Source organism: Parabacteroides sp. An277, assembly GCF_002159645.1.
Taxonomy (GTDB): domain Bacteria; phylum Bacteroidota; class Bacteroidia; order Bacteroidales; family Tannerellaceae; genus Parabacteroides.
In genome coordinates this window covers 19,093-41,885 of record NZ_NFJB01000021.1, presented here as the reverse complement: position 1 = coordinate 41,885, position 22,793 = coordinate 19,093, and the positions used below count along the sequence as shown (strand labels likewise).

The following is a 22,793-nucleotide window of genomic DNA, read 5'->3' as shown; positions in this document are numbered from 1 at the left end:
GGAAAGCAAGGCTTAGTTTTGTCAGTCTGTTCATATATTATTTATTTAGGGAAGGAATAACGGAGCCAAACGGAGTTTTCGCCTATGCGCTCCACCTGTTCGAGGCGGAGGATGGTCGTGGGATATGCTTTGTCTGCGATGCCGTCGAACACAGCCGTCATGCCCGCACGTCCGTCGATGCCAGCACCTACGACGACGCTCACTTCATCCAGCAAACCTGCTTCGAGGAAGGCACCGTTGATATGTCCGCCTCCGACGATGGCCAGGCGCTTCACGCCGAAATGTGTATGCAGGATGTCGACTGCCTGGGCGAGGTCGATGTGTTCCTTCCCGACCGCCATCCACGAGATGCGTTGCCCGCGCAACGTCTCCAGATATTCCTTCGATGCCTGTTCACTCGTGATGACCAACAGGGGCAATCCGTCTGCCATATTGCTCGGCCAGCGCAGCGAGCCCTTCGTGTCGATAGCTATCGTATAGCCGCTCGCGCCCTCGATGGCTTTATGGATAGAGAGCTCGCCTATCGGCGTGGCGTCTTGCGGCGCGAACGGTTCAGGCAAAGCGTAGTGCATCTGCATCGTGACGCGTCCGGCAAGCGTCGAATCGCACTTCAGTTGCTCCAGTGCGTCGTAATATTCATCGCCGCCGATGCGTTCAGTCATCTCGCAATCGATGCGGCCGTCGATAGAGGCCATCATGTGGCACACAATGTATGGTTTCATATTTCAATTATTATTAATGATTACGAAGGCAAAAGTATAAGAAAATCCATACATGGGCATTGCTGTGAAGCTCAAAGATGCATTGTTGAAAAGTTCATGCGCATTTAGGCGGAAATGGCCTTCGGCGATACGCCATACGCCTTTTTGAAGGCGGTCGAGAAGTGGGATTGGTTTTTGAATCCGACTTCGGCATAGACGTCTGCCACCTTCTTCCCGCCCTTTTTTATCAGGGCATAAGCCACTTCGAGGCGTTTGCGGATGAGCCATTTCTCGGGCGTAAGGTCGCTCACCTTCTTGAAGTCGCGTTTAAACGTAGCCAAGCTTCGCCCCGTATAGTGCGCCAGCTCTTCCAATGTGAATTCATACATGTAGTTTTGGTTCATGAAGTCCAGGATGTCTATCTTCCAAGGCTGGCTGAAATCGAAGAGGGTCGGAGCAAACCGCAGGTCGATATGGAGCAAAGCCAGCAGTCCTTCTTGGAGTTTCAGTTGCATGAAATCGTCTTGCGGCTTCACGTCGGGGTCGAAATAGGGCGTCATCGAGGCAAAGAGGCTGGCCAGCTCTACGGTTTTCGGGAGTTTGACGACGCCTTCCAGCTTCGGCGTGTTCGCGGGCGCTTTATAAGATTCGAACTGGCGGTACATCTCTTTCAGGAAAGGACGGGTGAACGAGAGGAAAATGCCGCAATACCGTTCGCCTCCGGCCGTCCGTTTATACATTGTGATATGATGGTCGCGCGGGATGAAAACGCATTCTCCTTTCCCCACGTGTATTTGCTCGCGGCCGTTATCGAGCAGCATCTCACCCGAATAGACATAGTTGAGGGCAAATTCGCGCGAACGGTGGATGCATCCGCTCGTGTCGTCGTAGAAAAAGCTGAAGAATACATTATTATAATTAAAGATGACCTTCAAAGGGCCGGCTTGTTCTTGTTTCATCTGGCTTGTCGTTTTATTTGATTTCCAACTGCAAAGATATAAAATTGCCGGAATAAGTAAAATAGGTACAAACCTCGGTAATTTGTGCACATGCCTTTGGCTGTACGTATTTACCTTTGATCGAATAAATGCACTACCATAACAGCATAATATTATAACGATAAATGAATATGAATACAACGATGTTTCACTTGCCGAAGGCGCTCCTGCTGGGAGCTTTGCTTTCGGTTTCTAATGTTCAAATGAATATGGCACAAGAAAAGATTACGCAGACGGCTGGCCGTGTGCAACTGGGCGAGTTCGCCCCGAAGTTTGCCGAACTGAACGACGACGTCCTGTTTGGCGAAGTGTGGAACCGCGCGGGATTGAGTCCGCACGACCGCAGCATGATTACCATCGCGACGTTGGTGGGCAAAGGTATCATCGATTCGTCGCTCACGCACCATTTGCAATTTGCGAAGCAGAATGGCGTCACACGCACCGAAATTTCCGAGATGCTGACCCACATCGCCTTCTATGCCGGTTGGCCGAATGCCTGGGGCGCTTTCCGCTTGGCGAAGGATGTCTGGGCGGAAGAGGCGACCGACGATAATGGCAAGGCGGCTTTCCAGCGCGAGATGATTTTCCCGATTGGCGAACCGAACACCGCCTACGCGCAGTATTTCATCGGGAATAGTTACCTGGCAAGGGTTTCGACCGAGCAAATTCCCTTCGCGAACGTCACGTTCGAACCGCGGTGCCGCAACAACTGGCATATCCACCACGCCACGAAGGGCGGCGGGCAGATGCTGGTCTGCGTAGCGGGCCGTGGCTGGTACCAGGAAGCGGGCAAACCCGCCGTCGAGATGCGCCCGGGCGACGTCATCCACATTCCTGCCAACGTAAAGCATTGGCATGGAGCTGCAAAGGATAGTTGGTTCGCCCACCTCGCCTTCGAGATTCCAGGAGAAAATAGCTCCAACGAATGGCTCGAACCGGTGACGGATGCGGAGTATGATAAGTTGGATTAAATGTGGTATGAGGAATGAAGAAGGGGCCTTGAGAGGCTCCTTTTTCATTTTTAGGGGTCGGTTGTTACGGAATTTAATTTGATTCCCATTGGATAGGATGCTATATTCATTCGTTTGTTTCAGCTTCGCAAAATCGAACCGAATACTTTTCGTATGCCTACGAAAACCGAGTCGCGATGGTTTCGTACGGCTTCGAAAACCTCCTGCCGTCGGCGTGGCCGTTTCGTAGGGCTACGAAAACTTCCTGCCGTCGGCGCGGCCATTTCGTAGGGCTACGAAAGCTTCCTGCCGTCGGCGTGGTCGTTTCGTAGGGCTACGAAAACTCCTTGCCGTCGGCGTGGCCGTTTCGTAGGGCTACGAAAACTTCCTGCCGTCGATGCGGTCATTCCGTAGGGCTACGCAAAACGCGCCTCTCCGTTTTGCGTATGCTTTTTCTCATGCGAAAGACCCTGTTCGCCTAATTTCTTGTATCTTTGCACCCGGAAAAGAAAGTTGGCTTTTTTCGGGGGCGGTATGCAGCGTCTGGAGGGGCAACTACATCGTATAAAATGTGAACGCTTCCAGCGATGGCGGGCGATGCGGGATAGGTGAAGATGGACGAACAACAACTGATAGCGGGTTGCAAGCAAGGGAACCGGTTGGCGCAACGGGAATTGTACGAGAAGTACGCCCGAAAAATGGGGGCGGTGTGCCTGCGGTATGTCAACGATAAGGAGACGGCCCGCGATTTGACACAAGACGGGTTCATCAAGGTGTTTACGAATATCCAAACCTATACGGGCACCGGTTCGTTCGAGGGATGGATGCGAAAGATATTCGTGAACGGCGCGTTGGAATACTTGCGGAAGTCGGATGTGCTGCGCGAATCGACCGATTTGGACAATACGGCGGAGCTGGTCCAGCCCGACGCCTCGGCGGTTTCGAAGCTCTCGGCCGACGAGTTGATGCAGTTGATACGCGACCTGCCGCCGGGTTTCCGGACCGTGTTCAACATGTTTGCCATCGAAGGCTATTCGCATCGGGAAATCAGCGAGGCGCTGGGCATCACGGAAAGTACGTCCCGTTCGCAATATACGCGGGCGAGGCAATTGTTACAGAAACAGATAAAGGAATTATATACATGAAACAGGAGAGAGATAATTGGGATGACGTGTTCCGCTCGAAGCTATACGAACGGGAGGAAGAGGTCGCGCCGGCGTGGGAAGCGATAGAGGCGCGTTTGTCTCGTCCTGCTGTTTCATGGTGGCGTACAGGGTATGCGCGGGCAGCAGCTGTGGCGGCGGTACTGTTGGCTTTGGTTTCAGGCGTTTATTTTGCTTCAAACCCGAAAGAGCCGGTGCCGGTCGTGGCGGGGGTGCCGGAAGTGGAACCGGTGGAGGTTGAAGCGCCTTTGAGGGCACAGCCGGAAACGCTATTGGCACAGGCGGTAGAAGCGCAGCCTGTCCGTGCCGCACGTCGTGTGGCTGTACCACAAGCGAAGGAGGCGCAGGTGCCCATCCAAAGGAACGCCGCGCTGTTGGCCACCGCTTTGCCCCGCGTGGAAACGGCAGCCCCGGCGTGGGACACGGAAATGCCCGCATCGGTGCGTCCAGTCGAGACGCTCCGGGCGGAAGCGCAGCCGGTGAAACCCCGCAGGTGGGGCTTCGGCATGGGTGCGGGAAGCCTTTCGGCCGGAAACAATAGTTCGGTGGGCGCGTTTGGTCTGCGCGGTTCTTCGCTGATGGCCAACGAGAGTTTGGCGATGATGAACTCGGCGGCTTATGTCCAGCAATCCTCGAAGACGGACATCCACCATAAGATGCCGGTGTCGTTCGGCGTGGGCGTGAGCTATTATTTAGGAAAACGCTGGTCGCTGCAGAGCGGGTTGACCTATTCCTACGTGGCATCGGAATGGAAGACTGAGAGCGCTTATTGGGGCGAGAACAAGCAGAAGCTGCATTTTCTGGGCATTCCGCTGGGCGTGACGTACCAAATTGCCGAGTGGAACCGTTTCCAATTCTATGCTTCGGCAGGCGGAAAGGTGGAATTGAACGTGGCGGGCAAATTGCGTACGGAGCTGCATTCGCCGGAAGAGAAAATCGTTTCGCTCACTGAGAAGCAACGGATGAAGGAGCCCTATTTCTCGGTGAACGGCCGGGTGGGCGTCAGCTATCCGATTATCCGCTTCGTGAGCGCGTATGCCGAAGCAGGCGCGGATTATTATTTCGACAATGGAAGCACAATAGAGACCTATCACAGCGAAAAGCCCTTCAGCTTCGGGCTGCAATTCGGCTTTCGCTTAGGCTTTTGAATAGGATATAAATGAACAAAATAAAAGATAAAAGGAAAAATGAAGAAATGTAGTGTGTGGGTGGTGGCAGCCCTTTCTGCCATGATGGCTTTGTTTACTTCTTGCTTGAATGGCGGTACAAATGAACAATCTGGTTGGGTTTCAGGTGTCATGACGCGGAATATGAATGCAGGTGGACTCATGATGTTGAACACGGGTGGTGGCATGCTTTATATTGCGGAACTCGACAACGAAACGAATTATCCGGCCAACACATGCGTCGGTGTGAATTGGATGATTGATTACAACGCAGACGAAAATGCGAACGTCGCCCAGCGCGGTTATTATGTAGCTTCGATTTTGCAGACACCGGAAATCATCGAGAAGGGAAACGCGGGCTATGCGACCGATACGTTGAACCTGATGGAGAACGAGGTGCTGTTGTCTTCCGGGTATGTGACTTCGAATTACCAGAATTATGTGGATGGCTGGTTGATGATGGCTTCCAGCGTGCGGGCAAGCAGCAGTCAGTTGCGTACGATGGAATGGTATTTGAGCTATCCGGTCGAATGGAAGCCTGTCGTTTATCAAGGAACCAATTGTTATGATTTTTATGTGCGCGCGACGATGGAGGGCACGGACGAAACAGGGGCTTCCGTGACGGCTGTTCCTCAAGCGTACAATGTAAAGACCGCGATAGACCGTATCAACTCCCTCGAGCGGGCGTCGGGAAATGAACTTTATTACATTCGCTTTAAGTATGCGACCGATACGTTGAACAACCAAATTACGGAATGGAGAGTATCGGATCCATTGTATATGCAAGTGACGCAACAATAACGATTTTCCATATACTTAATAAATTTAGTTGTTTGATAAGCCGTGTCGAAGAGGTTAAACCTGCTTTCGATACGGCATTTTTCATGCTTTTTCGTACCTTTGCCGGCGGAAAAAGGAAGATTCTATGAAACAAGGAGCAGGAATTCTGTATGTGATGCTGGCGATGATGCTGGCGTCGTGCATGGGCGAGAGCGGTTATTGGGAAACGTATGGCTCGCAAGCGGGCGTGGTGCGCCTCGTGCCGGAGAAAATCATCCGGTTGCGAGACGGGAGCGGCATCACCTCGGATGCGTTTCAAACTCAAGCCGCCGAAGAGGGCGATTGTTGTCTGGTGGATTTCCGCCTGAATTGGGGCAGCTTAGATTATAAAGAGCAGCAAGAGTGGGCGGAAACAAAGGATATCCATGACGTCTCCATCCTTTCGTACACGCCCGTGTCGAAGTGGGTGTTGCTGACTTCGCCCGACACGGTAGACGTCCATCGAGATGAGACCTTTCCGGATATCAATCCCGAATCGAGCCTATATGTAGACGGCTATCTTTTCCTGTTCCCGGAATACAACCGCTATTATCTTTCCCAAACCAACACGTATACTTTCTCGTACGACCCAGAGGCGGAGCCTGTCTTAGACGAGCTGACCGGACTCCGTTGCTTGGAACTGTATGTCCGTTCACGGGCGACGTGGATAGCGGGCGACACCGCCATCCGCCGGAATTGGAACGTCCCGCAGGCGTTTGAAATAGCTTCCCTTGTCGAGCAGGCGCGGGCCAAGGGCTACGTGAGCGGCGATTCGCTGAACATCCGGTTCGTTTATCCCACCAGCTTCTCGCCCGATTCGACGGAATATACGTGGGAAACCTCCGATTTGCATACTGTCATGCTGAAATATCAACCGGAATAATTGGGAGACACAAGTCCTTTTCGTATTTTTGCAATCATCAAATCAGATAAATCGTATGTATAAATTGATATTTAAACTGGTATTGGAACTGATATCCCGCCCTTCGAAAACGTGGAAGAGCTTGGCGGTCGAGCGCGAACACGGCATCCAAGAGGGGCGGAACAAAGCGCAACACGAACATTTCCTCAGTAATTATGTATATCCTTTCATCGGGTTGATGACGGTGGCTGCCTTCCTGAGTATTTGCACGCGGCAGGAGTTTGATTTCGAGTATGCGCTCAAGTCGGCCATCCTCACGTTGGTCTCCTTCTTTGGGGGCTTTTATTTGGCCTCTTATCTGCTGGGCGAAGTATGGAAGGGGCTGTTCAAGCAGCCGAAGGATGTGCGGCTTTGCCAGTCGTTTGTCGGGTTGGCATCCTCGTTGCTGTATGTGTTGGAAATCGTACGGCTGCTGTTGCCGGACTTCTTTTTCCTTTATGTCTTTGTGCTTTACACCTTCTATATCGTATGGGAAGGCGCTGTTATTTATATGAAAGTGGACGAGGGCGTGCGGATGAAGTTCACCGCCATTGCCTCCCTTATCCTGATTCTGACGCCGTTCGTCATCAACAAGCTGTTTGTCGTTTTGATGCCGGCGTTCCATTAATCCTATTGTTTTATGAAAGAAAAATTTGAGAAGAACATATCGATTAAGAACAAACGGGCAACGTTCGATTATGAGTTGCTCGATACGTTCACCGCGGGCATCGTCTTGACCGGGACGGAAATCAAGTCTATCCGCCAGGGAAAGGCCAGCCTCGTGGATACCTTTTGCATCGTCGAGAAGGGCGAAGTCTGGGTGAAAAACATGTACATTGCCGAGTATTTCTACGGGACATACAACAACCACAACGCCCGCCGCGACCGCAAATTGCTGCTCAACCGCAAGGAAATCCGCAAATTGGACGATGCCATCCGCACGAGCGGCTTCACGGTCGTTCCGACTCGTCTGTTTATAAACGACAAAGGACTGGCGAAGCTCATCGTGGCCATCGCCCGCGGTAAAAAGGAATACGACAAGCGCAACGCCATCAAAGACCGCGACGACAAACGCGAGATGGCACGCGCCTTCCAGCGCTGACGGACCGGCAGAGCGGAATGTGTAAAAGGGAAGTGGCACACAGATGACATAGATAAAACAGATGACCACTGATTTTATTTTTAGGGCTTTATAATAAATCTGTGTAAATCCATATCATCTGTGCCATCTGTGTGCTCTGTTTTCCTGAAAATTCACCTTTGACAAAATGGAAAATCACGGCGTGAATGCGCCAAATGACGTTGTCGTTTGCCGTGTTCACCGTGGTGTTTTGGGGCAGAAAAGTAAAGAAATGAACCAGAAAATATGGACAGAAACCAATTTATACAACTTTTGCAGGAGCGTATCCTCGTGTTAGACGGCGGCATGGGGACGATGATTCAACGTTTCGGCCTCACGGAAGCAGATTACCGCGGGGGGCCATTTGCCGACGTGCCGGGCATGCTCCGGGGCAACAATGATTTGCTCAATGTCACACGGCCTGACGTTGTCCGTGCGATACACCAGCAATATCTCGACGCGGGTGCGGATATTTTTACTACGAATACATTTAACGCAAACTCCATATCGCAGGCAGACTACGGGACGGAGGCGTACGTGCGGGAGATGAACCTCGCGGCGGCACGTTTGTGTCGTACATTGGCGGATGAATACGGGACGGAGCATCCGGGACGCATCGCGCTGGTGGCTGGTTCGGTCGGACCCACGAACAAAACCGCCTCGATGAGTCCCGACGTGGCGAATCCCGCCTATCGGGCCGTGACCTACCGCGATTTGTTTGCCGCTTACCGCGAGCAGATTGAGGCATTGGTGGAGGGCGGCGTGGATATCCTCCTCTTCGAGACGACCTTCGACACGTTGAATGCCAAAGCGGGATTGGAGGCGGCGGATACGGTCTTGACGGAACAGGGTAAAGACCTGCCCGTGATGCTCTCGCTCACCCTGACGGCCCAAGGCGGACGGACGCTTTCGGGCCAGACCTTGCGGGCGTTCCTCGCCTCGGTGAGCCATGCGCGTATCGTGAGTGTCGGGCTGAATTGCTCGTTCGGCGCCAAGGATATGTTGCCCTATTTGAGGGAATTGGCCGCCGAAGCTCCTTTTTACATAAGCGCGTATCCAAACGCCGGTCTGCCGAATAGTTTCGGGGCGTACGATGAGAGCCCGGAGCGGATGGCCGAACATGTCCGTCCCTTTATAGAAGAGGAATTGGTGAACGTCTTAGGTGGCTGTTGCGGGACGACACCGGAACACATCGCCCGCTTCCCGGAACTGGTGAAAGGGAGGCGTCCGCATGTCCCGCCTACGCGGAAAGGAACGTTGCTGCTCTCCGGATTGGAGGCGCTCGAGGTGACGCCCGAGATGAACTTCATCAACATCGGCGAGCGGTGCAACGTCGCAGGCTCGCGCAAGTTCCTGCGCCTGATTAAAGAGAAGAAATACGAAGAGGCGCTCTCCATCGCACGGAAACAAGTGGACGACGGGGCGCAAATCATTGATATCAACATGGACGACGGGATGCTCGACGCCGTGCAGGAGATGACCACCTTCCTGAACCTTATCGCCTCCGAACCGGACATTGCCCGCGTGCCGCTCATGATAGACTCCTCCAAGTGGGAGGTCATCGAGCGGGGACTGGAATGCGTGCAAGGAAAGAGCATCGTCAATTCCATCTCCTTGAAAGAGGGCGAGGAGCGTTTCCTGCAACATGCCCGGCGGATTCGGAAGTTGGGCGCGGCTACCGTGGTCATGGCCTTCGACGAGCAGGGTCAGGCGGATACGTTCGAGCGGAAAATCGAGGTCTGCGCGCGCGCTTATCGGCTCCTGACCGGCATCGGATTCCCGCCGGAGGATATCATCTTCGATCCGAACGTGCTGGCCATCGCCACCGGTATGGAGGAGCACGACCGTTATGCGCTGGATTTCATCCGGGCGGTGGAATGGATAAAGGCGAACCTCCCCGACGCGAAGGTGAGCGGTGGAGTAAGCAATCTCTCGTTTTCCTTCCGGGGAAATAATTATGTGCGCGAGGCGATGCACGCCGTGTTCCTATACCACGCCATTCGGAAAGGGATGGATATGGGCATTGTGAACCCCGCGACATCGGTCTTATATGAAGATATAGAGCCCTCTTTCCGGAATCTGCTGGAAGACGTCATCCTCTATCGCCGGAAAGAGGCGGCGGAAGAATTGATAAGCTGGGCTTCACAGCATACAACGCAACAAAATACAACGATAAATCCGGAGAATCAGTACGATAATCGGAAAGAAACACCGTTGGAAATCCGTTTGGAACAGGCGCTGATGAAGGGTGTTCCGGATTATCTGGAAGAGGACTTGGCGGAGGCGCTAAAAAAATATCCGCGTGCGGTGGATATCATCGACGGCCCGTTGATGAGCGGCATGAACCAAGTGGGCGAATTGTTTGGCGCAGGGAAGATGTTCCTCCCACAAGTGGTAAAAACCGCCCGCACTATGAAAAAGGCCGTTGCTATTCTCCAGCCGGCCATCGAAGCCGAGAAGCAAACGTCCGGAAGCGCGAAGGCAGGCAAGGTGCTCTTTGCCACGGTGAAAGGCGATGTGCACGACATCGGGAAGAATATCGTGTCAATCGTCCTCTCGTGCAACAATTACGAGGTGATAGACCTGGGTGTAATGGTTCCGGCGGAGAAGATTATCGAGACGGCTAAGCAGGAAAAGCCTGACATCGTGTGTCTTTCGGGATTGATTACGCCTTCGTTGGAAGAAATGGCGCATGTGGCGGACGAGATGCAGCGTGCTGGATTGCATATCCCGATGATGGTGGGCGGAGCGACGACTTCCAAACTCCACACCGCGCTTAAGATTGCCCCGCACTACGATGCGCCGGTCATCCACGTCTCGGATGCTTCCCAAAACCCGCTCATCGCCGCTAAGTTGTTGAATCCTGCCACGCACGATGAATACGTCTCCGGTCTGAATGCGGAATATGAGTCGTTGCGCGAGGCGATGCAGGAAGAGCACGTCGAGCTGGTGCCTTTGGAGGAGGCGCGTGCGCATCGCGTGCAGTTGGATTGGGCGGCATATCGTCCCGTCCGGCCGAACCAGATGGGCGTGCATGTCCTTTCGCATATTCCGATAGAGGAAGTTATTCCTTATATTCATTGGACATTCTTCTTTCTGGCCTGGAAATTGAATGGACGTTTCGAAGAATTGACCCGCATTCATGGATGCGATGCGTGCCGGGCGGCTTGGCTGGCCGACATCCCGGAAAAGGAACGGGCGAAGGCGGCCGAGGCGATGCAACTATACAAGGATGCGCGCAAGATGCTCCAGCACTTGGAGGACATCAACGCGGAGTATTGCCGGGCGGTGTATGGTTTCTTTCCAGCCGTGAGCGTGGGCGATAATATCCGGATAGGCGATATGTCCCTCCCAACACTCCGTCAACAAACGAAACGGGATGGCGCGTATAAGTCGTTGGCGGATTACGTTATGCCGGAAACAGAAGGGCGGACGGATTATGTAGGTGCCTTTGTCGTGACGGGTGGTGCTGGATTTACCTATCTGAAAGATAAATACGAGAAAGAGGGTGACACCTACAAGGCGATGCTCCTCCAAACTCTCACCGACCGTTTGGCGGAAGCTACAGCTGAATATTTGCACGAACGGGTGCGCCGTGAGTATTGGGGGTATGCTCCGGAGGAACGGTTCGATGTCTCTGATTTATTTAAGGTGAAATACCAAGGTATTCGTCCGGCTATCGGTTATCCTTCGCTCCCCGACCAATTGGAGAATTTCCTTTTGAACAAGTTGTTGGATTTCTCGCAAATCGGCATCACCTTGACCGAGAACGGAGCCATGTCGCCCACAGCATCAGTGAGTGGCCTCTATCTGGCGCATCCCGAAAGCCAATATTTTCAAATCGGACGTATCGACGAGGAGCAAATGAAGGATTATGCTCTCCGTCGTGGACTTACCGTTGAGGCCCTCCGCCGGATATTGGCGAAGATGTAAGATTTGTTTCGGTAAAATACATGCCTAATGTTAGGTAAGGAGGAGCTTTGTCAAAATAGAAAATGGCACACAGATGACGCAGATTTAACAGATGATCGCAGATTCTTTTTATTGATTTATAATTAAATAAATCTGTGGTTATCTGTCTAATCCGTGTAATCTGTGTGCTATATACCCATTATGATACACCCTCTCTCTTTCAATTACTTTTTGATGAACTATCCTATCCGGAGTACCCGGAAAGCTCCGTCGTAAGAAAAATGAAGCCGTCGGGGCACCCGGAAAGCTCCGTCGTAAGAAAAATGAAGCCGTCGGGGCGCTCGGACAGTCCCATCGTGAGAAAACTGGAACCGTCGGGGCACCCGGAAAGCTCCGTCGTGAGAAAAATGAAGCCGTCGGGATGCCCGGACAGTCCCATCGTGAGAAAACTGGAACCGTCGGGGCACTTTTCCCCCTTCTTTTTTAGGACATATACCTCTCTAAAAAGAACTTATTGTCCACTGAAAGGGTTCTGATCAGCTTCACTAATGGCTGTATTATTGGTTAATTCCAATTCTGGAATTTGATTGATGAAGCGATAATCGTTTGAAGGCAACATTCCTGTGGGCTGTTCATCCGAAGCATTATATCCGTCCAAATAAAGCAATCCCCACGAATAGTGTCCTGCAGGATTAGTAGAAGTCGCTGCATAACGTATTAGCGGTTTTTGCAGACGAAGAAGGTCGTATGTCCCGGTCACACCTTCACCTAATAGTTCCTTACGGCGCTCGATGTAGATGGCTTCCAGCAGTTCTTCTTGCAGGGTTGTTGTGGTGGGCTGCGTCACGTTTCGGGCATTTTGCAATGTGTTCAAATATCCTAATGCTTCGTTTGTATTTCCTAAATTCGCAGCCGCTTCTGCCATAATTAAGAGCATTTCAGAAGTACGCATCAACGAAAGTTCAGGATAGGTATTTCCCATAGGGGCGCCATCGGCATCACCGTAATATTTGAACTTATTGTATGCCCATTTAGCTTGGATCTCTTGGTCGCCGTTGTTCGTTCGATGCCAAAACATGACGTTTAATTCATCCTCGTCTGTGACATTCTCTGTCTTTGTACATTTCGAACCCCGATAATCCGTTTCATCAAACAAATCCACGTATTTTGAATCCACGAACAGATTAATCAAACTGTATACTGGCCCCTGAGACATGCCTTCTCCATAACTGGGATCTTGGTTATACCAGAGGTTGAAAATCGTATTTGAGCTAATATTGGAGACATTCGTATATTTAACGCCCCAAATTACTTCAGCACAGCCATCTGTCAATAAGTTGTCAAAACCGCTGCACCATTCTTCTTCTGTCATGAGCGTAGTATGTTTCTCGTATACACTTTTGGCAGAAGCTAACGCGTTATCCCAATCGCCCATTACTTGATACACACGAGCCAAAATGCCGTGAGCAACATCTGCATCCAATTCCCATTTTTCGGTACGTTCGAAAGTTTCTAACAAGCTAGCTCCTTCTGTTAGATCAGAAATCACTTGTTGATAACAAGATTCTACAGTTGAAAAAGGCATCGAATCTGGGTCGTTCGAACTTGTGCGAAGGATAACACCCCGTTTGTCTTTAGCAATAGCGTATGTTTGCTGGTAAGTTGTCAGTAAAACAAAATAACTTAGTCCACGCATGGTTAACGCTTGTCCTTTTATGGTCGTTTTATCTTCCTCATCTCCTGTTGCATCGGGTAACGCATCGATGATTTCATTACATTGGTTGATAATTTTGTAAAAGTTCGTCCAAATGCGTTTGGAATAGTTTCCAGTAGCCCGTGTACGATCGGGAGCGAAATTGTATGCATCTTCGGCAGAACCTCCATAATTTTTGGTGCTGATGATATCTTCGCCCGCCACATCAAACCAAATAGCCAATCCTGGCATACCTGTGTAACATACGTCGTTCTGGCTGGAAGCACTTTCTCCCATCAGTAAGTAATGATAGGCGGAAGTCAATGCCATGTTTAGCCCCGTCGTGCTCGATAACACCGTTTCTTCTTCTACGTCGGTAGAAGAACGGGTTGACAAATCGTCATTGCAATTGGAGAATACAAGGGCTAAGAAAATACTTATGATTGTATATATTTTTTTCATATCCTACTTTGTTTTTAGAATGTAACTTGAATACCTGCCATGTATACACGTCTGGAACCTTGTACACCATTATCCGTATCAGCATTACCATTGTAGTTGTTTCCTGATACGCCTGTTTCAGGTTCGGTATGTCTTTTAGCAGCTGAGCCAAATGTTAATAGATTATCTCCCGATAAATAGATACGTACGTTTGAGATACCTACTTTTCGGATGAGGTTTTGAGGTAATGTATATCCGAAAGTGAGATTCCTAAGACGCCAATAGTCGTTGTCGAAGAGATAAAAGTCAGAGTTACGTCGTGTATCTGAATAATTAGATGCCGACCAACGCGGAAATTTAGCCTCATCGCCAGGTTGCATCCAAACGTCTCCTTCTACTAAATCTTGAATGATACCTACGCCATCGCGCACTGTAGTACGTTCTTGGTATTGGTAATCCCACATTTTCGAACCAAATGAAGCATACCACATAAAGGAAAGATCGAAATTTTGGAAACGGAATGAATTGGTGATAGAACCAAAAAGATTGGGAATTGCGGAACCGCACCATTGATAGTCATCTGAACTAACATCCGAATAGCTTTCAGTTGTGGTCCATCCTCCGTTATCATCACGAATCCAATATTGCATATTTCCTGTTTCTGGATTGACACCAGCATTTTTTACCATGTAGAACTCGTAGATGGAATATCCCTCTTCCAAACGGTAACCAGCACCTCGGTTCTCATAGTTGTAGGCACCGTCGGGGAGATAAGTGACTTCATTATCTAATGTGGAAAGATTGAAGTTTATATCCCATTGAAAGTTTTGTGTTTTAATGGCTGTTGCTCCTAATGTGATTTCAACACCACGGTTGCGTATGTTTCCTAAATTGGTGTTATACCCTTCCGCATCGCCTATTTGAGCAGACAAAGGAAGTTGTTTGTAATACAACAAATCTTTTGAATTACGCGTATAGAACTCAATAGTACCATTGAAGCGATTCCAAAAAGAGAAATCTAACGCAATGTTATATTGTTCGTTTTTTTCCCATTTTAGATTTGGAGTGGCAATAGATTTGGGTTTGTAGCCAGCATTACTATAGAGGTCGTCGGAAGTGTAATAGCCTTGGTATGCATACAGAATTTCATCATCAGCTGAAGACACTCCAGTTGAGGTATTACGCAGGATGAGTTTATCATTGCCTGATGTACCATAACTTCCGCGTAAAGAGATGTTGTCAATCCAAGTTTGGTTTTCCAGAAATTTTTCTTTGGAGATGCGCCACGATGCACCTACAGAAAAAAAGTTACCCCAACGATTATCTGGATGGAAACGTGACGAACCGTCTCTGCGCAAGGATGCAGACAAGTAATATTTATTTAGGAAATTGTAGTCTACTTTGCCAAAGAAAGAGAGTAAGGTATAACGGTTCCGATAAGAATCATTGTCCCAATTCGTGGTCGTTGAAGCTAATTCATACTGATCCATTTGCATAATGCCTTCCCCATAAGCATATGTCCAAGTCTTATTATAAGAATAAAGTTCGTGACCTAACATAATATCTATGGTATGATCTCCAAGTGTTTTATTCCAATTCAAGACATTGTTCCACGTAAGCGAAGTAGTACGCCAATTTTCGCGTGTGGCGGCGCCTCCTGAGGTCTTTACCGTTACGCCATACGGTTTTAACTGTCCGTCTCCATGAATAGCCGAGGTATATTGATATCGATTCTTTGTGATATCATCTAAATTGACGGCTGTACGGAATTTGATGTTAAACGGAAGTTTTATATCTGCATTGTAGTGGGCTGTCAGCATGTTTCCATCGTAACAATCGAAATCCTCGTCATTTGGATTGTTCCAATAATCTCCTCCGTTTTGTAATACATGCGAACCAAAGAAGTTCGAACTGTTTTCTCCAAAATCATAAATCCGTTGGCCTGTTTTCTCCGAATAATACCAATCGGTATTATCTTCATTACGCAGCCAAGGAGAGTTTAATGTATTGGAGAATACCAATGCACGATTGGCTCCTGATGTGTTCTGACGATAATAGCTATAAGCCAAACTCCCACCCATAGACAACCAATTGGTTATTTCCGCTGATACATTGGTACGGAAAGAATAACGTGTGTAATATTGGTTGTTGGCATAACCTTTGTCATTTAAATAAGATAAGGATGTATAGTAATTTACTTTCCCATTTTCAGTTGATCCACTGACATCAACTCCATAATCTTGACGCAATTTGCGCGAGAATACAGCGCCATACCAGTCGTAGTCGCTTTCATCCCATACCATTTCCAATTCAGGATTGGTCCAGCAATTACCGTTTCCGTCGTGCAATACATAGTTTGAGGCGTCTCCCGTCCATTTAAACGGTGTAACGTAGACGGTTTCGCCGGCAGAGTTGATTCGAGGGTTTACCATGTGTCCTAATACTGTTTGAGATGCATAATCTCCAGCCTCTTGTGAACTCATTCCTTCTAAATAATATTTGTCATTATAGATAGCACGCCATGTGTTCGTCAATTGCTGATAAGGATCCGCTTTTGTTGGATTTTTTACGGCATTGTCTGACGTACCCCAAGCTCCACGGAAATTGATTACGGGTTTCCCTGTTTTGCCTTTTTGGGTAGTAATTACTAATACGCCATTTGCAGCTCGTGAACCGTACAGTGAAGCGGCTGCTGCGTCTTTTAAGACTGTCATCGATTCAATGTCTGAAGGGGCAATCGTATTCAAACTACCGTCATAAGGCATACCGTCTACAATAATTAGCGGTGAAGATTGTCCTGACATGGAGGCAATACCTCGAATTTGAATACGCGTATCGCCACCCGGATTTCCTTCATTGTTCGTAACATTTACGCCAGCGCTCATACCTTGTAAGGCTTCCGCAAACCCGGTTCCTGAAATTTTTCCCAATTGATCAGATTTTACTACAGATGCTGATCCTGTAAACGATGATTTCTTGGTTGTTCCGTATGCAACCACCACGACTTCATCTAAATCTTGAGCTTCATCTTTCAACATCACATTCACGGAACTTTGTCCATCCCATCGGATAGATTGAGTTTCCATGCCAACATATGAGATTTCCAATATGGATCCTACGGGAACATTGTCAATAATAAATTTCCCATCCATATCCGTGATGGTCCCATTTGTTGTACCTTTCACCACAATGGAAGCACCTACAACGGGCCCCATTTCATCTTTTACTACTCCGGATACTCTGCCTTTTTGCTGCGAAATAGAAGCATTCGATGCAAAAAGCGCGGCGTTTCCGTTGGTAGCTCCTGTTGTTCCCAACATTGTGGAAAGCAACAAAATTCTCACAAATTTAGAATTCGCTTTCATGATTTACATAAAATACTTATATTAAAATGACATTATATCATTATGTGCGTGTCTCTATATAGGCCTTATTAAGACTCGAACGGCTGCAAATATAAGTCATATTGTAATATGAAACGTAATTTTTCGAACAAAAAATCGCTAATTTAAAACTTTGCGTTCTCTTTATGGAATTATAAGTTCTCTTTTTATGACATGGAGTGGATTGGGTAGTGATGCCAATATGTATAAATATTATGAAAAGAAAAACTAAGTAAACGGTTTGGATTGTGGTTAATTTATAGTTATGATAAGTAAAAGTAATCGTTGTATTTATTTTGATTTTTGCCTGTGTCTTTCTCCATTTATCGTTGTCTTTTCAGAAAAATACTTTTAAAAATGGAACAGGTGATGATGATTTGTGAAGAAAAAGTTATTTTTGCGGACAAAATAAGTTAAAGAACGGATAACCCATGAAAAAGTTTTGGACATTTGTATGTTGTATGTTGCCTTTTACGTTTTGGGCTCAAGAATTTGTAACGGAGCCTATTAAGATGTCGTTGGACGAAGGTTGGCGTTTCCATGAAGGAGATATTCCTTTCCCGGAAATCAAGGGGCATGGTGCGTCGTATGCCAATGCAAAGGCAGGAAGGAGTTGGGGTGCAGCTGCCCCTGGTTATGATGATAGCGATTGGCGTGAGTTGGATTTGCCGCATGATTGGGCGGTTGAGCAACCCTTCAATCCAGAGGCGAACCTTTCGCAAGGATATCGCGATAGGGGATATGGGTGGTATCGACGGACATTCCAGATTCCACTCGAAGATAAGGGAAAGTATTTTGAACTACATTTCGATGGAATTGCGACATATTCTACTATTTGGGTAAATGGTACGCTTTTGCATCGGAATTGGTGTGGGTATACTTCTTCGTATATAGATATTACTCCTTATTTGAATTTTGGCGATGCTCCGAATACGATAGCTGTTCGGGTAGATGCGCATTCGCAAGAAGGTTGGTGGTATGAAGGAGCTGGCATTTACCGGCATACATGGTTGGTAAAACGTTCGCCTTTGCATTTGAAAACGGATGGTGTATATGCTAATCCGGTAAAGAAAACAAGTGATGAATGGCTTATCCCAGTGGAGGCGGAAGTGAATAATGCAGGTAAACTTCCAGCTGAAGCAGAGGTGAAATCAACCTTGTATAGTCCTAATGGAGAAATGCTTCAATCGGGTGTTGTCAAAGTGAAAGTGGACCCTCTACGGGATGCTACGGCGAAGATACAATTAACGATGCATAATCCGCAATTATGGGACATAGATTCGCCCATATTATATACGATTAAGACCGAAGTCTTGCAAAATGGTATCAAAACGGACGAATTGACTACTCGATGTGGTTTCCGTTCGTATTATTTCGATGTAGATTCTGGCTTTTTCTTGAATGGAAGGCATTTAAAGATAAAAGGAGTGTGCAATCACCAAGACCATGCTGGTGTAGGAGTTGCCATGCCTGATGCATTATGGGCATTTCGGATGAATTTGCTCAAGGAAATGGGCGTAAATGCGTATCGTTGTTCACATAATCCTCCTTCGGTAGAATTGCTTGATTTGTGTGATAGCTTGGGTATTTTGGTCATGGACGAGAATCGCGTATTTAATACCTCTCCTGAACATGTCCGCCAGTTGGAGTGGCTTGTGAAACGGGATCGAAATCGTCCCAGTGTCATTCTCTGGTCGGTATTCAATGAAGAACCGATGCAAGGTACAGAGAATGGGTACGAAATGGTGCGTCGGATGCGTGATGTTGTAGAGCGTTTGGATACCACTCGTCCGGTTACAGCAGCTATGAATGGAGGGTTGTTTGAACCACATAATGTTTCGCAAGCGGTAGATATTGTTGGATTTAATTATCAACATTATGCGTACGATGAATTCCATCAGAAGAATCCAACTTTGAAATTGACCAGTTCGGAAGATTGTTCGGCATTCCAAGTACGAGGTGAATATCAAACGGATATGGAACACAATATCATTGATTCGTATGATACACGGTCGGCCGATTGGGGACAAACTCATCGTGCGAATTGGAAAGCAATTAATGAGCGTCCTTTTTTGGCAGGATGTTTCGTATGGACTGGCTTTGATTACCGAGGAGAACCGACACCTTTCCGGTGGCCTTCAGCTAGTTCTTTCTTTGGCATTATGGATTTGTGTGGTTTCCCGAAGATGGCTTATTATTTACGTCAAGCGCAGTGGATTGAGAATCGCCCGGTGATGCATCTTGTGCCACATTGGAATTGGCCGACGGATAGCATTGGGAAACCTATCAAAGTCATGACGCTTACGAATGCGGATAGTGTGCGAGTTCTTTTGAATGGCAAGCAAGTAGGAGCAGAAAAGGTGGATAAATATGAAATGAATACATTTTATATCCCGTATAAACCAGGTAAATTAGAGGCTATTGGTTATAAAGAGGGGAAAGAATGTGTTCGTTATAAAGTAGAAACAACTGGCGAACCACAGGGTGTTCATTTGATTCCTTACCGTGATACGCTTGAAGGAGATGGATGGGATGCTATGCCTATTACGGTGGAAGTGGTGGATAAGAAAGGACGTCATGTTCCTACAGCTAATCATCCTATGACGTTTTCTATTAGCGGACCAGGACGGATTATTGGTGTGGGAAATGGAAATCCTAATTCGCATGAAGCAGATAAAGCCATGAAACGGAATCTCTTTAATGGATATGCACAAGTCATCGTACAAACCGATAAAGGAGCTACGGAACCGATCTTCCTGACTGCGTCAACTCCTGGGTTGAAGTCGGCTACGATTCAAATCAATACTTTGCCATCGAAAGGTGTGCCCTCGGTCGAAGTAGTAAAGCCTTCTATTGTATTGGATAAATGGATGCTGTCTCCTTTCTCTGCCGAACGGTTGGATCCGACGATGGAGTTGGCAGAAAATGATATGAATAGCTGGCAACAAGTTAATGCAGGGACGTTGAGTCAGATGCCAAACGAAGGTTATTATCTTTATCGTGCATCGTTTGTACCTTTTGCCATCCATAAACAAAAAGGAGGCGTGTTGCATCTTCGTCAGTTATGCGGAGAGGCAGAAGTTTGGGTAAATGGTAAGCGGTTGGCTACTAAGGAGGATGCTTCGTGTGCTGATTTGGATGTGCCTTTCCCACCTACGAGTGAAGAGGTTCATGTCCGTATTTTGTTCAAAGGCAATGCAGCTTCGCAAATCGGCTTAGGTAAAGCGGCCATTATAGAGCGTTAAAAGAGCTTTTATTGCCTGGTTTTGTAACAAAATAGGAAGAACGTATGTGATTTTCCGAATAAATCCGTTATCTTTGTCGGGTTGGCTTTCAAAAGAGGCCACCCGATAAATGAAAAGTATTAATCAGAAGATAAAGACATGAAAGTAGATGTTCTATTAGGATTGCAATGGGGAGACGAAGGCAAAGGTAAGGTGGTAGATGTTTTGACGCCCCAGTACGATGCCGTAGCGCGTTTCCAAGGTGGCCCGAATGCGGGGCATACGCTTGAGTTCAAAGGTGAAAAGTATGTGTTGCGCTCGATTCCTTCCGGCATATTCCAAGGTGGAAAGGTGAATATTATAGGTAATGGTGTCGTACTCGACCCTGTCCTTTTCAAAGAGGAGGCAGAAGCGCTTGCGGCCAGTGGCCATGATATTACGAAGCAGCTTTATATATCGAAAAAAGCGCATCTTATTTTGCCGACTCATCGTATTCTCGATGCGGCGTATGAGGCGGCCAAGGGTGCTGGTAAGATTGGCACGACGGGAAAAGGAATTGGTCCTACTTATACGGATAAAGTGAGTCGCAATGGTGTCCGTGTAGGAGATTTGTTGCGCGATTTCGATTCCATTTATAATGCAGCCAAACATAGGCATGAATCTATCCTAAAATCGTTGAATTATACTTACGATATAACGGAATTGGAAGCGAAGTGGTTCGAGGCGTTGGAATATCTCAAGCAATTCAAGTTGATAGATAGTGAACACGTTATTAACCATTTGCTGAAAGAGGGTAAGAACGTATTGGCAGAAGGGGCGCAAGGAACGATGTTGGATGTGGACTTTGGCTCATATCCGTTTGTGACCTCTTCAAATACGATTTGTGCCGGATGCTGTACAGGCTTAGGTGTGGCTCCGCGCCATATTGGTGAAGTGTATGGTATTTTCAAGGCTTATTGCACACGGGTAGGGAGTGGTCCATTCCCTACGGAATTGTTTGACGAGACAGGCGATAAGATTGGCCAATTGGGACACGAGTTTGGAGCTGTAACAGGACGTAAACGTCGTTGTGGCTGGATTGACTTGGTAGCGTTGCGCTATGCTGTCATGCTCAATGGCGTAACGCAATTGATTATGATGAAGAGCGATGTGTTGGATTCCTTTGAAACCATCAAAGCTTGCGTAGCCTACAAGATAAACGGCGAAGAGGTGGTTGATTTCCCCTATTCGATTGAAGACGAAGTCGAGCCTGTATATGTAGAGCTTCCGGGTTGGCAGACGGACATGACGAAGATGAAGAGCGAAGATGAGTTCCCGGAAGAATTCAATGCCTACCTTTCTTTCCTCGAAGAGGAGCTGGGTGTGCCTATCAAGATTGTCTCGGTAGGGCCTGACCGTGAGCAAACGATTGTGCGCTATACGGAAGATATGAATGAATAATTAATGGAAGCGAATATGTTGTTATATTGGATTATTTTTATCGGCGTAGCCGTATTGAGCTGGTTGGTATCACGCCGGCTCCAATCTAAATTTGAGACTTATTCTCAGATTGCTTTACCCAATGGAATGACAGGGCGCGACGTGGCAGAACAGATGTTGCGCGATAATGGTATCTACGACGTGCAAGTCACTTGTACGCCGGGTCATCTGACTGATCATTATAACCCGATGACGAAGACCGTCAATTTGAGTGAGAGCGTATATGATAGTTGTAGTATCGCTGCGGCTGCGGTGGCGGCTCACGAGTGTGGTCATGCTGTGCAACATGCGTGTGCGTATGCTCCGCTCCGGATGCGCTCGGCTTTGGTGCCAGTGGTGAGCTTCGCGTCGAATATCATGTCTTGGGTGTTGCTGGGCGGAATGTTGCTTTTACATCAATTTCCTCAACTGATGCTCTTTGGTATCATCCTTTTTGCATCGACTACGTTGTTTAGTTTGGTGACATTGCCGGTCGAAATCAACGCCAGCCAGCGTGCGCTTGTCTGGTTGAGCCGGGCAGGTATCACCAATGTCTTTACGCACGACAAGGCGGAAGATGCGTTGAAATCGGCTGCTTATACGTATGTGGTAGCGGCGTTGGGTTCGTTGGCGACGCTCCTTTACTACATCTTCATGTTCCTGGGAGCGAGCCGCGATGAATAACGCATTAGATGGTAAAAGTACCCCTAGCTAGGGTGGCAACAATACCCCTAGCTAGGGTGCCTTTCATACCCAACGGTAGGTGTCGTCCGCACCCTACGGTTGGGTATTTTTCTACCTTCTTCCAGGTAAAATACCTATGGGTAGGTATTGTCATACCCGAAGAGAAAATGTACCTTTGCG

General features: G+C 48.1%; 15 protein-coding genes. 11 read left to right on the top strand and 4 right to left on the bottom strand.

All coding sequences use genetic code 11. The features are described 5' to 3' along the window. Positions 1-41: 41 nt before the first annotated feature. Both B5F77_RS09660 and B5F77_RS09655 read right to left on the bottom strand, forming a co-directional pair. Positions 42-722: a dihydrofolate reductase family protein gene (locus B5F77_RS09660; protein WP_087330224.1), complete on the bottom strand. Its 681-nt coding sequence runs from the start codon at positions 720-722 to the stop codon at positions 42-44. Positions 723-826: 104 nt separating this feature from the next. Continuing rightward, a complete protein-coding gene (locus B5F77_RS09655) occupies positions 827-1,660 on the bottom strand; it encodes an AraC family transcriptional regulator (RefSeq protein ID WP_087330222.1) in 834 nt (277 codons plus the stop codon). 170 nt (positions 1,661-1,830) lie between these two features. Here B5F77_RS09655 and B5F77_RS09650 point away from each other — a divergent pair, with 170 nt between their 5' ends. The 8 genes from B5F77_RS09650 (at position 1,831) to metH (ending at position 11,751) form a co-directional block, all read left to right on the top strand. After that, entirely contained in the window at positions 1,831-2,670 is an 840-nt protein-coding gene (locus B5F77_RS09650) for a carboxymuconolactone decarboxylase family protein (protein WP_343225078.1), read from the top strand. A gap of 593 nt (positions 2,671-3,263) precedes the next feature. Further along, positions 3,264-3,794 (top strand): sigma-70 family RNA polymerase sigma factor, encoded by a 531-nt coding sequence (locus B5F77_RS09645; RefSeq protein WP_087330220.1) that lies wholly within the window; start codon positions 3,264-3,266, stop codon positions 3,792-3,794. Further along, on the top strand, positions 3,791-4,960 hold the full coding sequence (locus B5F77_RS09640) for a porin family protein (RefSeq protein WP_087330218.1): 1,170 nt from the start codon (positions 3,791-3,793) through the stop codon (positions 4,958-4,960). Before B5F77_RS09645 ends, B5F77_RS09640 begins: the two co-directional genes overlap by 4 nt. Positions 4,961-4,999: 39 nt before the next feature. Further along, positions 5,000-5,779 carry a hypothetical protein gene (locus tag B5F77_RS09635; RefSeq protein ID WP_140392863.1) on the top strand — a complete coding sequence of 260 codons (780 nt, stop codon included), beginning with the start codon at positions 5,000-5,002 and terminating at the stop codon, positions 5,777-5,779. A 124-nt stretch (positions 5,780-5,903) separates the two neighbouring features. Then, positions 5,904-6,680: a hypothetical protein gene (locus tag B5F77_RS09630; RefSeq protein WP_087330215.1), complete on the top strand. Its 777-nt coding sequence runs from the start codon at positions 5,904-5,906 to the stop codon at positions 6,678-6,680. Between the two features lie 55 nt (positions 6,681-6,735). After that, complete coding sequence (locus tag B5F77_RS09625; protein ID WP_087330213.1) at positions 6,736-7,326, top strand: DUF1282 domain-containing protein; 591 nt, start codon at positions 6,736-6,738, stop codon at positions 7,324-7,326. Between the two features lie 12 nt (positions 7,327-7,338). Continuing rightward, complete coding sequence (gene smpB, locus B5F77_RS09620; protein ID WP_087330212.1) at positions 7,339-7,800, top strand: SsrA-binding protein SmpB; 462 nt, start codon at positions 7,339-7,341, stop codon at positions 7,798-7,800. 264 nt (positions 7,801-8,064) lie between these two features. Then, positions 8,065-11,751 (top strand): methionine synthase, encoded by a 3,687-nt coding sequence (metH, locus tag B5F77_RS09615; RefSeq protein WP_087330210.1) that lies wholly within the window; start codon positions 8,065-8,067, stop codon positions 11,749-11,751. A 490-nt stretch (positions 11,752-12,241) separates the two neighbouring features. Here metH and B5F77_RS09610 read toward each other — a convergent pair whose 3' ends face one another. Together B5F77_RS09610 and B5F77_RS09605 are read right to left on the bottom strand one after the other, a co-directional pair. Next, positions 12,242-13,885, bottom strand: coding sequence for a RagB/SusD family nutrient uptake outer membrane protein (locus tag B5F77_RS09610; RefSeq protein ID WP_087330208.1), 1,644 nt, complete (start codon positions 13,883-13,885; stop codon positions 12,242-12,244). 14 nt (positions 13,886-13,899) lie between these two features. Next, positions 13,900-17,184: a TonB-dependent receptor gene (locus B5F77_RS09605; protein ID WP_239446150.1), complete on the bottom strand. Its 3,285-nt coding sequence runs from the start codon at positions 17,182-17,184 to the stop codon at positions 13,900-13,902. A 494-nt stretch (positions 17,185-17,678) separates the two neighbouring features. Between B5F77_RS09605 and galA the strand changes: the two genes are divergently transcribed. The 3 genes from galA to B5F77_RS09590 all read left to right on the top strand — a co-directional run bounded on the left by galA (position 17,679) and on the right by B5F77_RS09590 (position 22,613). Further along, positions 17,679-20,492 (top strand): beta-galactosidase GalA, encoded by a 2,814-nt coding sequence (gene galA / locus B5F77_RS09600; RefSeq protein ID WP_087330204.1) that lies wholly within the window; start codon positions 17,679-17,681, stop codon positions 20,490-20,492. A 138-nt stretch (positions 20,493-20,630) separates the two neighbouring features. Continuing rightward, positions 20,631-21,911 carry an adenylosuccinate synthase gene (locus tag B5F77_RS09595; protein ID WP_087330202.1) on the top strand — a complete coding sequence of 427 codons (1,281 nt, stop codon included), beginning with the start codon at positions 20,631-20,633 and terminating at the stop codon, positions 21,909-21,911. A 15-nt stretch (positions 21,912-21,926) separates the two neighbouring features. Then, complete coding sequence (locus B5F77_RS09590; RefSeq protein WP_087330297.1) at positions 21,927-22,613, top strand: zinc metallopeptidase; 687 nt, start codon at positions 21,927-21,929, stop codon at positions 22,611-22,613. Positions 22,614-22,793 lie beyond the last annotated feature (180 nt).